This is a genomic window from Psychroserpens burtonensis DSM 12212, assembly GCF_000425305.1.
GTDB lineage: Bacteria > Bacteroidota > Bacteroidia > Flavobacteriales > Flavobacteriaceae > Psychroserpens > Psychroserpens burtonensis.
Window position 1 is genome coordinate 96,067 of record NZ_AUDE01000006.1, and the last position, 16,176, is coordinate 112,242.

The following is a 16,176-nucleotide window of genomic DNA, read 5'->3' on the forward strand; positions in this document are numbered from 1 at the left end:
TATCATGAAAAAACAACGACTTATTTTAACCGCTCTTTTTATATCTATGATAGGGTATTCGCAAACATTTACAGATAGTAATTTTATTACATATACTATAACGTCTACTACCGCCAATACTGTTGAAGTTACTGATTACGACTATACAAATGGTGGTGCTTCAGTCAATATTCCTGTTGCTGTCGGCTTTAATTCTGCAACCTATAATGTGACTAGTATTGGTAATAATGCTTTTACAGTTAATACGGCAACAGGTGAACACATAATAAGTGTTATAATTCCCAATGGTGTTACTAGTATAGGTACTTTGGCTTTTGCCTATAATCAATTGACAAATGTTAACATACCTAGTAGTGTTACAAACATCAATCTTGCTGCTTTTCAAAGTAATGCCCTTACGAGTGTTACAATTCCTAATGGTCTGACGAGTATAAGTCATAATGTTTATAGTATTAATCAGTTAACGAGTGTTACAATACCGAGTAGTGTTATAAGTATTGGTGATCTATCTTTTGCAAGTAACCCCATAATTTATGTTATTTCTGAAGCGCTAACACCACCTACAATAACTACTAATAATACTGGTACAGATAGTTTTGGAAACCGTAGTGGTATTGATTTATCTATAGAAACTATTATTAACAAAAAAGAACTCATTGAATATTTAAAGTACGAGAACTCAAAATATGAGTAATAGTATGTTATTTATGATTTAGCAATTTATTAATTATGTAAGTAATGAAAAAACTTCAAATACTATTAATTGCAATAACCTTTATCGGATGCGGAGGCAGTGGCTGTAACTTTGAGACTATTGCCACATACCGAGCAGATCGTTCAAACCTTACAATTGTCTCAGGGCAATAGGAGATGTTTTAGATGGCGCTGTTATTGGATATGGCAAAGCAAAAGGAACCATTTTAAGCTCTAGCTTTTTAGATACGATTTACTTAAAGACAAACGTCGCAAAGTCAACCGCTCTGAGATACAAAAAAGACCAAAAGCGCATTATCGCTTGGATTAATAACTAATTTTTTGAAACTAACGAGACATAACGCAGCGCCATAGATATATTTGGTTGGTTTCATTTTTACCGTTGGATTAAAAACCAAATTCTAAATGTAGATTTTTGTTTTTACGGTAACGACAGTTTTAAAGGAAACACCGATTTAGAGCAACGGACAATGCTTTGCGATTAAATTCGTATTTTAAGAAAGGACACTAACGTATTGATCACAAAATAATTGGCAATACGCAAAAACTAGATTATGAACTTTAGAAAAGCGACTATAAACGATGTTTCAGCAATTGTAGTACTCATAGCAGATGATGCCCTAGGACGAAAAAGAGAAAACTTTCAAAACCCGTTACCTAAAGAATACCTAAAAGCATTTGAAAACATAAATGCTGATAAAAACCAAGAACTCATTGTTTTAGAAAACAAAAACCTCGAAGTCATTGGTACCTTACAATTATCATTTATTCAATACCTGACGTACAGAGGCGGCATTAGAGCCCAAATAGAAGCTGTAAGAATTAGAAAAGACCAAAGAGGAGTAGGTATAGGAAAAACGATGTTTGAGTGGGCTATACATAGAGCTAAAGTACACAATGCCCACCTATTGCAATTAACCACCGACAAAAAAAGACCCAAAGCCATTCAGTTTTACGAAGATTTAGGATTTAAACCAACGCATGAAGGCATGAAAATGCACTTGTAATAAAAACGGCATCAATCTGTTCAAGGCTTATGAGCACTACTATAGTCATAGATAATAGGAGATCTAAGATTGTTAATGGATGTATTGAACAAGACATAGTCATCGGCTGTCTTTAGAAATAGATCGATGAGTAGTCTAGATGACCTCTCCTTTTATGAAGCTGAAACCTCTATTGTAAGGCTCATCACAGTTTATGAGTTTATAGAAACTGATACACTAGAAGGACAATTCACCTTTGTGAGTCTCCGCCACATTTATGATGGCCTATTTCTCAATATCAATGCTTATTTTAAAATTGCTAGTGATCACTTCGGAAATGAGCAAGGCTAGTGTTTTCAATCTTTTTGATGAGGTATCTATAAGTTTAACTACGGAAATAGCTGCGCTTTGCGCAATCTTGCTATTGCATGGATAACTGCGAGGTGTAGATTAGAATTAATCAATTATCTTTATGAGTTTAACAGTAAGTTATAACCACTACAGTTTTTACAAATAGATCCTAATGAAACATACTTTGGAGCATAAAACGAATCAAATCTTACCTTTAAAAAAGTTCCTCTTAAGAGTCGTCAAATATTTCTTATTCTCTATTGTTTTAATACTATTCTCGTTGGGAATTGGTACGATTGGCTACCATCACTATGCTCATATTTCATGGGTGGATGCGTTTTATAATGCCTCTTTAATCTTAACAGGAATGGGACCTGTAGATCCAATGCCAACAGATAACCCTAAATTATTTGCTTCTTTTTATGCGCTTTTTAGTGGGATTGCTTTTCTAAGTACGGTCGCCGTAATTTTCGCACCAGTTGCACATCGCTTACTGCATATTTTACATGTTAAGGAAGAGGATTAAATGCAATAGCATGATTCTATTTATATAATCAACCGCACCTCACCAAGCTCTTGCAATTTGTAAGGGAATTTTTCTCCTGGAGCACCAATAAACATAAAGTTAATTGGGATGTTCCAGCGTTTTGAGAGTTCTTTAATTTTCTCAGGACCAAACACACCAGATTCTTCAATAAATTCGACTTCAATTAACGGGAACGCTCGGTCTAAGACGTGGATATCATTTTTTAAATTCGGAGCAATATGCCTATTTTTACTAACTACAGCTACGATTTTTAAACGTTTGGTATTTTCATTTTCTGTAATATATTGTAGAACATTCTTCAAGGTTGCCACATCATCATGATTGGTAAAAAACACAAATTGCTGACTATTAATTTTTCTAATAGCCTTATAGATTCTTAAATTAACACGATTAAAGACGGGATGTTTATCTGGTGTTAAATAATTTAAAAACGATAAAAGCCCTTTTAAGATTGTTGTTCTATAGAGCATAAAACCAACCACTAAAAGTGTCGGAATGAGATAATCAAAAAAGATAACTAATTCTTGAGGGTTAAGAATTATGTTACCAATAAGTGCGACAACAATTCCCGAGATTCCAACAACTATCGAAATCCAAGTGGCACGTTCTGGTCTTGGGAGATGTTTCCGGTTGACTTTTAGTAAAATATTTCCAATTCCGAATAAAATCATAACCCCTAAAAATGCGATGGTATAAACGCCTGCCAAAGATTCTAAATCTCCAGCTGTGAGTATTAAAATAGAGGTGCACAATAAAAAGAAGGTGATGAATATAAAATAAGAACTGCCTCTTTTATTCTTTTTGAGTAGGAATTTCGGCAGAATTCTGTCTAATGCCATACGTTCAACCAAACCGCCAACACCAATATAAGAGGTTAATACTGCACCACTCAACACTAAGGCTGCATCTATTGAGACTAGGTACAACAGCCAATTTCCGCCGGTAATATTACCCATAAACGATAATAAGGTTTCCTCGTTTGCATTGATCTTAGATAATGGGATGATTGCCAAAGCTAAAAAGGCTAACAACGGATTGAAAACGGTCACGATAATCCACATATTTCGCAATGTTTTTGGAAACACGCCTTTCTGTTGTTCCTCAACATAATTGGCTGAGCTTTCAAATCCGCTAATACCCAACATGGCTGCAGCAAACCCAAAGAATAAAGCGGTCATAATACTACCTTCTGTAGGTGTTTTAAAATTTTCTATGAGAATATCAAAACCAGTATCAAAAAGAAAGTACACACTAAACAGACATAAAATAACTAAGGAACTTAAATGAAAAATAAAAATAACAATGGCCACTTTTGAAGATTCTCCTATCCCAGAAATAGCCAAACCCATAAATGCAATTAATAAGAAAATAGTCGCATATACAATTGGGATGGCACTCCACAAACCATGTACATATTTAATCGCTTCACTCGCTGAAATAACAGCAGTCGCCATATAAGATAATACGGTTAACGATGCTGCAAATGATGCCGTTGATTTTTTTGTGGTGTTTAATAATGCATTATAAGCACCTCCATTTAATGGTAATGCGCCAACAACTTCTCCGTATATTTTTCTAAATACATACAAAATTACAGATACGAGCAATAATGAAATCCATGCGTATTGTCCCGCATACACTATGGCGAGTGCAGATACATATAAACATGAAGAACTAATATCATTACCACAAATGGCTGTAGCAGCCAATTGATTTAGTTTTTTTTTCATTATTCTGCATTAGAGCTCTACAAATAAAGGTAGCTCGTTAATTTAAGACGATACCGTATTTACTAATTTATATTTGTTTAATTTAAAGTGCATTAAATGGATCTATTGTATGAAAACATTTATAAGTAGTCTCAGCAAAAAAGAATATCAAGACAGCGAAAAAGTGTTTGGTAAGAGCATTTGAAAAGCCATTTTTAATGTGATCCAAATTGAGCATCTAGATTTTAACTTAAAACCTGTGCTCTCTATTTCTGAATTGAATCAATACCGTCAAAAATACATCGCCAATTATTTAATTAGCGAAGTAGGCGAGTTGAATGCCTTAGAACACGATGTTTTGAAAACCTTACAAGATCACGATCCCATTTCTAATAAAATTAATTTAGAATCTGATAGCTCTAAATTTACATTCGGACAACGTTTAGCAGACCATATAGCCACTTTTGGAGGCCATTGGAGATTTATTATAATTTTCGGAGTTTTCATAGTCGTCTGAATAACGTCTAATAGTGTATTCCTCGTGAATAAGGGTTTTGATCCGTATCCGTTTATTCTACTAAATCTCATATTGTCATGTTTAGCAGCGTTGCAAGCTCCAGTAATCATGATGAGTCAAAACAGACAAGAAGTCAAAGACAGAAAGCGCTCGAAACAAGATTTTATGGTGAATTTAAAATCGCAATTAGAACTACGAATGCTGCATGAAAAAATAGACCACCTCATTATCCATTAACAACAAGAACTACTTACTATTCAACACGTTCAAGTCGAAATGATGGAAGACATAATGAAACAAAGCCGTGCAAAAAATTAAAGAAAATAGTCTAGTTTCGGTGCTTTCTTAGAGGAGGAACAAGGGCGATTACTCCTATCGGTGTGCTACAAGCTTTTCAATTAAAAGTCTGAAGAATTATATAAAATAGGCTATGATACAACCATATCTAAAAGGGATGCCATCTTAAAACCTGTACACTAAACCCAACTACAATCAAGCTCAAAACCTCGAAGTATTAAGTTGCTAAAGTTGGCTAGAACTTTAAGAGAGCATTGTGAAAATAGGGAAGGAGATTTCCTAGTTTTTTTATACCTTAGGAAAAGGGAGTTGCATTAGCACATTTAAGAAACAATAATAACTCAAAACAGCGATCCACATGTTACAAAACGTCTTATTACCACGCGACATTTACGCCTCAGAAGAACATAAAATGATGCAAGAGATGATTCGAGATTTCATTAACAATGACATTATGGATCACTTAGACGAGTGGGAAAAAAATGGTATGGTGTCTCGAGCTATTTGGAAACGTGCAGGCGCTCTAGGTTTGCTCTGTATTGATATGCCAGAGGCCTATGGAGGCAGTGGCTTGGATTTTAGCTTTAGTGCTTTATTCATTGAAGAATTGGGACGAGAAGGGATCACAGGCGTTGGTTTTTCATTGCACTCAGATATCGTTGCACCTTATCTCTTAAACTATGGTACAGAAGCCCAAAAGCAAACCTATCTCCCTCAAATGGCTACGGGTTCAATAATTACCTCTATTGGTATGACTGAGCCCAACTGTGGTAGTGATCTTAAAGCCATCACAACACGTGCTGTAGATAAAGGCGATCACTATGTCGTCAACGGACAAAAAAGCTTTATTACCAATGGGTATATGAGTGATCTCTCTATCGTTGCCGTAAAAACCAACGTTGGTACAGACAACGAAGGTGTGTCTTTATTACTCATGGAAAGCGCTTACGAGGGTTTTGAAAAGGGCGTTCCGTTCAAGAAAATAGGGATGAAATCTCAGGATACCTGTGAATTATTTTTTGATAATGTCAAAGTGCCAAAAACCAATTTATTAGGAGAAGAGGGTTTGGGCTTTAAAATTATGATGACCGAATTGGCTAGGGAGCGACTAACTGTAGGACTCAATGCCATTGGTGGAGCAGAAGGCGCTATAGAAAAAACGATTGCTTATACCTCGACAAGAACCGCTTTTAATCAACCTATTGCAGGATTTCAAAACACACAATTTAAATTGGCCGAATGTGCAACGCAGTTACAAATACATCAAGCGTTTTTAGATCGCTGTACACAATTGTTATGTGATCACAAATTGACTGCTGAAAGTGCTTCCATGGCGAAATATTCGGCTACAGACATGCATGGTAAAGTGGTTGATGAATGTCTCCAGTTATTTGGAGGTTATGGGTATATCTGGGAATATCCAATTGCCAGAATGTATGCCGATAATCGCGTTGCCAGAATTTATGCAGGCACCAATGAGATCATGAAAGTATTGATTGCTCGTGGGTTGTTTAAGGAGTTGTTTGAGGAGATGAGGAAAGACAGTAGAACATCCCGATAAAAATCAGAACTTATAGACTATAGACTTGATGGTCACTTAATGGTATCCATGTTATGGATTGATTTAGTTAGGGAGGTATAAGTCCCTGAAAAGCTTAAAAGGTAGAAAGACGTCTAAAGGCCACAATGTCATTTTATAAAAAACTTCCAAAAACAAGAGTGCTCAGGAAGTTTGTTAGCTGCTTTTAACGTAATGTTAGCTTAGGATTAGTATAGTTTACTAATTTCCGAAGTGGTTATTATGCACTGCTTTTGATTAGCAAATTTATCAATCGTACTACTTACAAAATCTCGAATGTTTTGCGACTTTCACATAAGCGAGTTGTGGCGCCTTAGCCATTATACATGAGCTCATAACATCTGCCACTTTCATTTTCATATGCGCTTTAATCTTGGTCTTAATCTCTGCTTTAATTTTCGCCTTAATTTTTTCTTTAATCATTGTTCTTAACATCATACTATTTTTTATTGAAAGATACCTCTTTTTGTTTAATTGCAAACTACTATTATTAAACAAAATAATTATTTTGACATGGTTTTATAAACTGTACTGACCACTAGAATTGACTAGAATACATTTGAAAATTCAAGACGCTTTTTAATAACAATAATATCCAGTTTTATATAGACCTGGTCTATTTATAGTACTCGTAATAGGAGCGGAGCACACCTGTTTTAAGTAAGAACGATTAGTTATACAAGGAAATATTTCAGGGTTTACGATAGCACTGCATGTTCTTTTAAAAGCTCTAAAGACACAAATTTCAAAGCCAGCTCATGGGTTGCATTTAGAGCTACTTTTGGCGCACAATTGACTTTTTCGGCTTGTTTCCAGCGCGATACACAGAGACACCATTTATCACCAGGTTTGAGTCCGGGGAAATTCCATTGTGGAATTGCGGTCATGAGATCGTTTCCTTTAGATGCAGAATAGTCTAAGAATTCTTTAGTGACAATAGCACAAACAACATGGGTTCCAAAATCATCTGGTGTGGTGTTACAAAAACCATCACGTAAATACCCTGTCATAGGATCGCAAGAGCAGTTTTCTAAAGGGGTTCCTAATACGTTTAAGGTTGGTTTTGTAGTGCTCATAACTGTTACTTTTAGTAGTGGTTGCAAAGGTAACGGGAATGCCATACATTCTCTAATATATTCCTATTTAAAGAAGACTAATTAATCTAGTATTTTAAAACTTAGAAGACCTATTTTAAGGCCTATGTACGAGGCTTCGTAATACTGCTTTTAGTAGTACCTAAAATTGCCATGAAAAACTTATTTTTAGCCCGAGACCTTTTTCTGAGGCTACCGAAATGACACCTTTATTTTCAGACACGATTTTATTTACAATGGCGAGTCCAATACCACTACTTTGAGTAGCGTCATTTACTTGTAATTGACTAAACATTTCAAAAATTTTAGTGTGATATTTCTCGTCAATCCCAGGACCGTTATCACTCACAGAAAACAAATATTTAGTGGAAAGCTTAGACACAGTGATATTGATAATTATATGGTCCTTGTTATTATGTGTAATAGCGTTACTAATGAGGTTTTGAAACACGTGATACAATTCAATTTTGTTAGCATAAACCTCTAAGTCCTCTTTGGGTAGAATTATAGTATTTTTATCCAATAAATTCATTTCGCTTATAAGGTCATTTAACAATTCATTGAGATTAAAGAGCTCTTTATCCTTTTCTCCTTTGGCTATTTTAGAATATTTTAAGAGACTATCTATTAATGAGCTCATTTTTGAAACCCTATTTTTTAATAATTTTAAATGGGATTTTGTGTTTTCATTTAAGGTCGATTTAAGATCCTCTTGTATAAAAGAAACTAAAGCGTGCACTGCGACTAATGGTGATTTTAGATCGTGAGAAACAATGTGGTTAAAATTATCTAATTCAGCATTGTTATTTTTTAAAACTCTTAGGTTTTCATTAAGTACAAGATTGGCATTGGACAGTTGATTTGTCTTTAAAAAAAGCTCATTTTGTTGATCAAGTGCCAACTTTTTTGACTGTTCAAGTTCTTTAAATGAATTAGAAAATCGCGTCATTAATAGTGTAGAAAGGATTAAAAACACAACGATATAACCAAAATTCACGTAGACTATAGCGTTACTATTTCCACCCAAAAAGAAGAAAATATGAATATAAAAAATAATTAAACCCAGCACCATACTTACTAATAGTAAAATAGAATCGTACCGTTTACCAAAAATAGCTTTTACAAGTATGAACGTCATATAAAGTAAATTAAGTAGCATTAAGATTAAGAAGGGTAGAAGTAATTTGGTGAAATAGGGAGCAGGCAGAAAAATAACGAGTAAGGCGAGTACATAAAAACCATAATTCGCAATTTTTGAATAGGCCTTGTGAATAAAATCATAGAAAATATTCTGGAAAAATAAGGTTGCAGCAATGCCAGATAAAAATAAGGATAAATACTCAATTTTTGTTAGCAGAATCCAACTTGTAGATTCAAAAATGACTGCCAAAGGCGCATATCTATCACTCAATGCCATATAAGATAAAGAGATACAGAGCACAGCAAAATAGAGCACTGCTTTATCTTTATTCCAATACAGTACATAGAAGACTAAAAAGAAAAATCCAATAAAACCTAAGCATCCAATAAAAATCATATCTGCAATGATTTGCTTAGATTTTGTATTGTAAAGCTTTTGACTAGAACCTAAAAGTACTGGTCCAATAATGCCACCTTTATTATGATAAAAATTTGCGACCTGAATAACAATTTCAAAATCAGTTTCGTTGGTATTTAGGGGAATAATCTGAGAAAACCGTCTATGTAAGGTCTCTGCTTTAGTGATACCAACATGACCAATTTCGGATATAAACGTGCCATTCACCCATATTTTAGATGCTGTATATATTCTTGGAATGTATAATGAAACGTGTGGTCTTTCTTTGGGAATAGAAATATTTAACCGATATGTAGCAAAGCCAAAAGAGGGTGGGTTTTCGGTCTCAGGACCGTTAAACTCTGTCCAATTATGTAGTGTAACGACTTTATGAGGTATCTCTTCTTTAAAATGTCCTGGAGCAATTAGTTGCTTCCAATAAAAGGCCCAACCAGAATCCAGTGGTATTTCTGTTGTTTCAGTAATAATGGCATTCTTAAGATTTATAATGTCGTCCTCTTTGTGTTGCTCTTGACCAAACGAATGGTGTATAGAAAGCGCCATTAAAATAAAACAACACATCCACTTTAAGCGCTGCTTGTTTAGCAACCAATTATTCGTTAGGAAAATTATTGCCTGCAATTGTAATATCATATTTAAAATAAAACAAGGTGAAAATAGACATAATAGTTAGGATTAATAGAAATTATAATGCCTTTATTTGATACGACTATGACTTTATGATTTTTTATAAGGAACATGTTACGTTGGTTTATAGTGCTTTTTTTATTTATATGTTAATCGGCAGCTATTTCAACGGCAACTACATAATGTTATAATGCCGTTTTAAGAGATCATAGAATATGGCGGTTAGCTGCAGTTCTATTAGATGATTTTTGCTTTTGGTTCACCTTATGATTCAAATAGATTATTTGTATTTCTGTATCTAAGATTTTAGACGCTTGGGAATTACGAAAGCCCAACAGGTATTATACGAATAGTATTAGTTTGGATTGTAATCTCCAGTGTAGTTAAAGAATGGTTTATTTATAAGGCATAAGGAATCCCATTTTGCAAGCGTATAGTGAATAGGCAGAAGCACATAGGAAGATCAAATGATTTACCGTATATTTCTATTTTACATAATATAAATTATAGAACATTTTATAAATAGGTTTATCCTGAGGATGAAGCTATTTATAACACAGATGGCGCTGGCGAAATTATGACGTTTGTACTTATTTTTATATTTATAAAAAAAATGATAGCTATAATTCTATACTATGTAAAATATCCCAGAACCATTTGTTTTCTAAAGAAACTACAGAACTAGAACTTTATAGCTATAATTTACTTATCGGTTTATATTTTAAATTTTTGTAGTCGTGATTGCTACGCAGTTGACGTTATGTGAAATATCCGCTGCCAACCGCATGATCGCTATATAACCACAAATGCGACGCATTCAGGAGCTCCTTATTAGGACAATAAAAATCAGCGAATAATTATCCATTGCTTGCCAACGCCAAAATAAAAGCTAGCCTTTTTGCGTCTATTAAAAATCGCGTATTCGATAAAATGTACGTCATAAAAAATTTTAGACGATTCTCGTGAATTGCCACAAGAGCATAAATTTTAAGAAAAATTAAACTCTCGCTTATTAGCGGTATTTGACATAGTTGCAGATATAATGTCTTTAGACTTATATCGATAGTAATTATGTTCAAGCTAATTGTGGCGAATCCGTTAATATTATAAAAAATTTTGAAATAAAAAACTAAAAAGACATCACCATTTTATGATACGTTATAATCTTTATTTGATAGGTATAATTCTTGTGTATTCAAAACAAAACCATCCACTGGATGCTTTCATTTAAACAGTATGTAAAACACCCTAGAAACAGTTGTCTATTAAAGAATATACAGCACATTATAGTACATCATTAATATTTGATTATCCAGTTAATCATTTAATATTAATACCGTTTGTGGCCTCTATAAATGATATTAACTATAAGTAGGTCACAAATTTAAATTATATATAAATAATTTAATAATACAATCTAAAATCAAGTAATTTACAGACATTGTAATGTCTTTGATGCAACTCCTCTACAACATCTAAGATATTATGATCTTCTTTAAATAAGTTAAAGAATGCTTTATCAAGATTTGAGCTAGTTATTCCATTACAGTCATTGCCGTAACCCGAAACACCTTTTGCGCCAGTGATATCCAAAAAATATTGTGCTTCTTCTTCGTCTAAATCTAGAACTTTGGCATTTGAAAAATGTACAATCTTTCCTTCTAATCGTCCTTCAAAAATTTCTGCAATTTCTTGGAGACTATAATAGTAGTCATTCAAACAAATACTATTTGCTTCACCAGCTATAACCAAGTAGATTATCTCATAGTCATTAAAGTGATGATCATCTGAAACCAATGCATTTAAGCTCGCTTCTAGACCTTCAATAGTGTCACATGTTTTATAAATACTGGCTATTCCATATTGCATGGTCAGTTGTTCTAGGTTTTTTTGTGCTTCGGTAACCTTGTCCGTTTCTATGTCAAGAACCGCTTCTAAACAGTAAATGAAATGATCTGTATCTATAAATTGTTCTTGGGGTAATTGCTGTCTTTTCTTTATCAAATTTCAGATTTTATAAAAGGTATATAACACACAAAATTAATGTAACTTTTTTATCTTTTTCTGCGATTTCATATAAAATACATGCAAAATTTATACAATTTTGAAAGAAACATTTGAGAAGAAAAACATTCACAAGACACTTTTAATTGCATAGATTTTAAAACACAACATCAGCATTTGTTTTTATAAGATTCATTAGAACTTGAGTTGGTATTATTAATTGAATAGCCAAAAAATAAAAAAAGGAGACTGTATGGTTTATGTATGGTAGCATTTTTGTCTAAAAAATCTTAAATACCTTAACTTTGGATTGAACAATAAAACAATCATGAAACACCTCCTCTTTGTAACGATTACTTTATGTTTTTCTCTCACTATTTTTTCACAAGTTACAAATGTAAATGATGATTTTGAAGGAAACGGAAACATAACAACCTGGCTAGGAGACAACAGCGCAATTGATACGGCGTTTTCAAACCCATATCCTGAAGACATTAACCCGTCTAATACGGTATTGAAATACGAAGATACTGGTGGTCAATATGCCAATGTTAGTTTTCTAACCAGTGAAAATTTTGACCTTTCTACTAACAGTTCCTTTTCTTTAAAAATCTATGTTCCTTCAAATAGTATTACTGGAACACAAGCAAATCAAATGTCATTGAAATTACAAGATGGCACTATCGACCAACCTTGGACTACTCAATCTGAAATTATAAAACCTATTGTACTGAATCAATGGCAAGAGGTTTCTTTTGACTTTGCTACTGATAATTATATCAACCTAGATGAAAACTCTCCTGATCCAACTACCCGAACAGACTTTAATCGGGTGCTACTTCAGGTAAATTCAGAAAATAACTTTGATTTTGTAACCGCCTATATTGACGACGTTTTATACCTCACTACTGTTTGCGGGGAAGGTGATTTAGACACAGAAACATTTACAAATAGCAATTTACCCATTGTTATTATAGACACCGAAAACGGTGATGAAATTCCTGATGATCCGAGAATTTTTGGTTCGATGAAAATAATTCAAAGACCTGATGGCGCCAGAAATTTTGTTTGTGATATTGATAATGACGCCTTTTTGGATTATTCAGGCACTATTAGCATAGAAACTCGAGGGTCTTCATCTCAATCATTACCTAAAAAACCTTATGGCCTTTCGACCTTATCAGATGACGGTTTAGAAAATGATAATGTAGAATTGCTTGGAATGCCAAGCGAGAATGATTGGATTTTAAATTCTTTCGCTTTTGATGATAGTATGATGCGTGATTATATTAGCTATACTATGGCCAGAGAAATGGGACAATATGCTGTGAATCTAAAGTATTGTGAAGTTATTGTCAATGGTGATTATAAGGGCTTATACGTGCTTTCAGAAAAAATAAAACGCGATGGAGACCGTGTAGATATCGCAAAATTATCTGATGATGAAAACACACTTCCAGAGGTTACAGGAGGATATCTTATGCAAACGGATAGATTACCTGAAGGTGAAAATTATGCCTGGTATTCTAATGGTGCTGGATATCTTCATGAAAAGCCAGATGCTGATGATGTTACAGCAGAACAAACTGCTTATATCGAATCTGTCTTTCTAAATCTAGATCAAACTGCTCAAAATGCAGACATTATAAGTGGCTATCCATCTGTTATAGATGTGCCTTCATTTGTAGATTATATGTTGGTGGCAGAAATTGCCTCAAATGTAGATGCCTATGCACTCAGCACATATTACCATAAAGATCGAGGTGGCAAATTACGTGCAGGTCCGGTTTGGGATTATAATTTAACCTATGGTAATGATTTATTTGACACTTTTGACACCTATTATGACCGAAGTTTTACTGATGTGTGGCAATTTAATTTTAGTAATGTTGGTTCTAATTTTTGGGGTGATCTTTTTGCAAATCCAACATTTAAATGTTATCTATCTCAACGATTTGACGAACTCACCCAAATTGGAGAACCCTTAAGTTATGATTATATATCTGATTTAATTGATAGCACGACTGCATTAATTTCGGAAGCTCTAATTCGTGAAGATGAACGTTGGGATACGATAGATGACTTTCCTGCAGAAATAACCAATATGAAAAATTGGATACAGGAGAGAATTACTTGGATGACAAACAACCTTGGTGACTTCTCTAACTGCAATTCGGTACAAACACCATCTTTGGTCATTACTAAAATTGATTATAATCCTCAAGAAACAGCTACATTTCCAGAAAGTGATGACTTAGAATTTATAGAAATTCAAAATACAGGAAGTACAGTTGTAGATCTCACAGGAATATACTTGGTCAAGCTAGGTGTATCCTATCAATTTCCTCAAAATGCGACTATCGAAGCGGGAGAATCTATCTCTTTGGCAGGAGATGCTGCAACATTTCAAGCTAAATATGGAGTAGCCCCTTTTGACACATTTACTAGAAGTTTATCAAATAAGAGTCAGAATTTAGTATTAGCAGACGCTTTTGGAAATGTAATTGATCACGTGGAATATTTGGATAGTACACCTTGGCCAGAGGAAGCAGATGGTGATGGTTTTTATTTAGAACTTATAAATGTTAATTCAGATAATTCTTTAGGTATCAATTGGATCGCAACCCCTTCTGAAGTTCTAAATACTGCTGATTTTGATAATAGTGACTTTAATTTCAGCATATATCCGAATCCAGCAGAAGAAAAGTTGATCATTAACTCAAAACAAACAATACAAAAGATTGTAATTTTTAATCTTCTTGGACAGCAAATAAAAACGTTACAAGTCAATTTCAAATCAGGAGAAATTAATATTAGTGACCTTAATACTGGAGCCTATATTATAAATTTGAAGTTCATAGAGGGTACTCGTGTTTCGGCTATGGTTTTAAAAAAATAAGTTGAATAGCCTGCATGGTGTATAAATTAAAAGTGCAATTGAATACTGCAAAATAATCATTGCATTCTACACACAGGTATCTCTTAAAGACGAGGCTATTTGGAAACAGTTGATGCTCTGGAAAAACAATGAAGCTTTATCTATTCATTATAACGCATTGCAAATCACTCACACTAAATAAACTGCCAAAACCTGTGATTGCGTCTAAACCATTATTTCTAGACAAATCTAATTCCCTTTGTATAATGTCCAATTTATTGACACTTGAAATTGTTTCTCTTAAATGACTTTGTATAATCTCATAAGAATACTTCGAGTCTTTTAATTACACTAAATTGATCCTACTTAAAGACTATAAATCTTAGATTCATATAATTTAATTACAACAGGCACAACATATAATAGTTGTTTTATCTGCATCAAAATTGACAATTTAAGGTGTTAAAAAGTCACCAGACCAATCGGTATCAGTTCTAGAAAACAAAATTCTTAGATGATTAGGACGTTTTAAATGTAAATATTCAATCGTATTAGGTATGAGTTTTACTGGACAGAAATAATTTTCTTCTAACTTATAATCTACATCATCAGGGTTTTTTATTGGTGTACCAGGTGCTATATTCGTGGTATAATCTTTTTTAGACGCCTCTTGTATGGTATGCCAGTAGGTAGCAATTTGTGCTTTATCTGTTATTAATTCAGCTGTTCCTTCGACCCGTATTTGCAGCAGTTTTTTAGAATGATAAAATAAGGCGCTAAATTCAGAATTATTTTGAATATCTCTTATTTTTTGAGTTCTGCTATCGGTATAAAATACTAAACTTAAGTCCGACAATGTTTTTCGCAAGACCACTGTGCGCTGTCGTGGTTTACCATTTTCATTTGTAGCCAAGACGAAATAACGAAACGGATGTCGTTTTTTTGAATGTCCATTAGCAAGTTCTCGTTTGGCTTCTTCTAGGAATTGATTTTTCAATTGTATGGGTTTAATTAAAACTAATTGATGTTAAAATGGCTTAAAAATGTTGATACTTTGAGGTGAATTTTAATGTTAAGTTGTACTGATAGATGGTCATTGTAAGCTTAATATCTTTTCATCTCAAGTAGAAAAAGACTTAAGCTTATATTTTTAATAAAATTAAGGTTATTTATTTTATTTTTAAAAAAATAAGATCATCTTTTTTAGTAAACTAACTTTTGGTTTTATTTTTACAAACTTAGCTTCCTATTGTCCTAAAAGAGTATTAGATACATGATTACTTAAAAGAGTGGTAACTAATTCCTATGGATCATT

General features: G+C 33.5%; 14 protein-coding genes. 8 read left to right on the forward strand and 6 right to left on the reverse strand.

The genetic code is table 11. The features are described from left to right. The first annotated feature begins 4 nt into the window (after positions 1-4). From H593_RS19815 to H593_RS0102015, 4 genes are all read left to right on the forward strand, one after another. A complete protein-coding gene (locus H593_RS19815; protein ID WP_051229595.1) occupies positions 5-694 on the forward strand; it encodes a leucine-rich repeat domain-containing protein in 690 nt (229 codons plus the stop codon). Positions 695-1,268: 574 nt separating this feature from the next. Beyond that, on the forward strand, positions 1,269-1,721 hold the full coding sequence (locus H593_RS0102005) for a GNAT family N-acetyltransferase (RefSeq protein ID WP_028870878.1): 453 nt from the start codon (positions 1,269-1,271) through the stop codon (positions 1,719-1,721). Positions 1,722-1,847: 126 nt separating this feature from the next. Beyond that, positions 1,848-2,051, forward strand: a complete 204-nt coding sequence (locus H593_RS0102010) for a hypothetical protein (protein ID WP_028870879.1) — start codon at positions 1,848-1,850, stop codon at positions 2,049-2,051. 172 nt (positions 2,052-2,223) lie between these two features. Then, on the forward strand, positions 2,224-2,577 hold the full coding sequence (locus tag H593_RS0102015; protein ID WP_028870880.1) for a hypothetical protein: 354 nt from the start codon (positions 2,224-2,226) through the stop codon (positions 2,575-2,577). 20 nt (positions 2,578-2,597) lie between these two features. Here the strand turns inward: H593_RS0102015 and H593_RS0102020 are convergent, their stop codons facing one another. After that, positions 2,598-4,328, reverse strand: coding sequence for an APC family permease (locus H593_RS0102020; protein ID WP_028870881.1), 1,731 nt, complete (start codon positions 4,326-4,328; stop codon positions 2,598-2,600). Positions 4,329-4,527: 199 nt separating this feature from the next. Between H593_RS0102020 and H593_RS21465 the strand changes: the two genes are divergently transcribed. The 3 genes from H593_RS21465 (at position 4,528) to H593_RS0102030 (ending at position 6,682) form a co-directional block, all read left to right on the forward strand. Continuing rightward, a complete protein-coding gene (locus H593_RS21465; RefSeq protein WP_315969276.1) occupies positions 4,528-4,824 on the forward strand; it encodes a hypothetical protein in 297 nt (98 codons plus the stop codon). Next, positions 4,825-5,061, forward strand: coding sequence for a DUF1003 domain-containing protein (locus tag H593_RS21470; protein WP_342663065.1), 237 nt, complete (start codon positions 4,825-4,827; stop codon positions 5,059-5,061). A gap of 418 nt (positions 5,062-5,479) precedes the next feature. After that, on the forward strand, positions 5,480-6,682 hold the full coding sequence (locus H593_RS0102030; RefSeq protein ID WP_028870882.1) for an acyl-CoA dehydrogenase family protein: 1,203 nt from the start codon (positions 5,480-5,482) through the stop codon (positions 6,680-6,682). A gap of 276 nt (positions 6,683-6,958) precedes the next feature. On the opposite strand, the gene H593_RS0102035 is transcribed toward H593_RS0102030, so the two are convergent. The 4 genes from H593_RS0102035 to H593_RS0102050 all read right to left on the reverse strand — a co-directional run bounded on the left by H593_RS0102035 (position 6,959) and on the right by H593_RS0102050 (position 11,983). Beyond that, positions 6,959-7,138 carry a hypothetical protein gene (locus H593_RS0102035; RefSeq protein ID WP_157588751.1) on the reverse strand — a complete coding sequence of 60 codons (180 nt, stop codon included), beginning with the start codon at positions 7,136-7,138 and terminating at the stop codon, positions 6,959-6,961. 260 nt (positions 7,139-7,398) lie between these two features. After that, complete coding sequence (locus H593_RS0102040) at positions 7,399-7,776, reverse strand: DUF2237 family protein (protein ID WP_028870884.1); 378 nt, start codon at positions 7,774-7,776, stop codon at positions 7,399-7,401. Between the two features lie 160 nt (positions 7,777-7,936). Next, positions 7,937-9,985 (reverse strand): ATP-binding protein, encoded by a 2,049-nt coding sequence (locus tag H593_RS0102045; RefSeq protein WP_084142244.1) that lies wholly within the window; start codon positions 9,983-9,985, stop codon positions 7,937-7,939. 1,398 nt (positions 9,986-11,383) lie between these two features. Beyond that, positions 11,384-11,983, reverse strand: coding sequence for a DUF6642 family protein (locus H593_RS0102050; protein WP_028870886.1), 600 nt, complete (start codon positions 11,981-11,983; stop codon positions 11,384-11,386). 328 nt (positions 11,984-12,311) lie between these two features. Between H593_RS0102050 and H593_RS0102055 the strand changes: the two genes are divergently transcribed. Next, entirely contained in the window at positions 12,312-14,882 is a 2,571-nt protein-coding gene (locus tag H593_RS0102055; RefSeq protein ID WP_028870887.1) for a CotH kinase family protein, read from the forward strand. A 433-nt stretch (positions 14,883-15,315) separates the two neighbouring features. On the opposite strand, the gene H593_RS0102060 is transcribed toward H593_RS0102055, so the two are convergent. Beyond that, positions 15,316-15,858, reverse strand: coding sequence for a pyridoxamine 5'-phosphate oxidase family protein (locus tag H593_RS0102060; RefSeq protein WP_028870888.1), 543 nt, complete (start codon positions 15,856-15,858; stop codon positions 15,316-15,318). Positions 15,859-16,176: the final 318 nt, after the last annotated feature.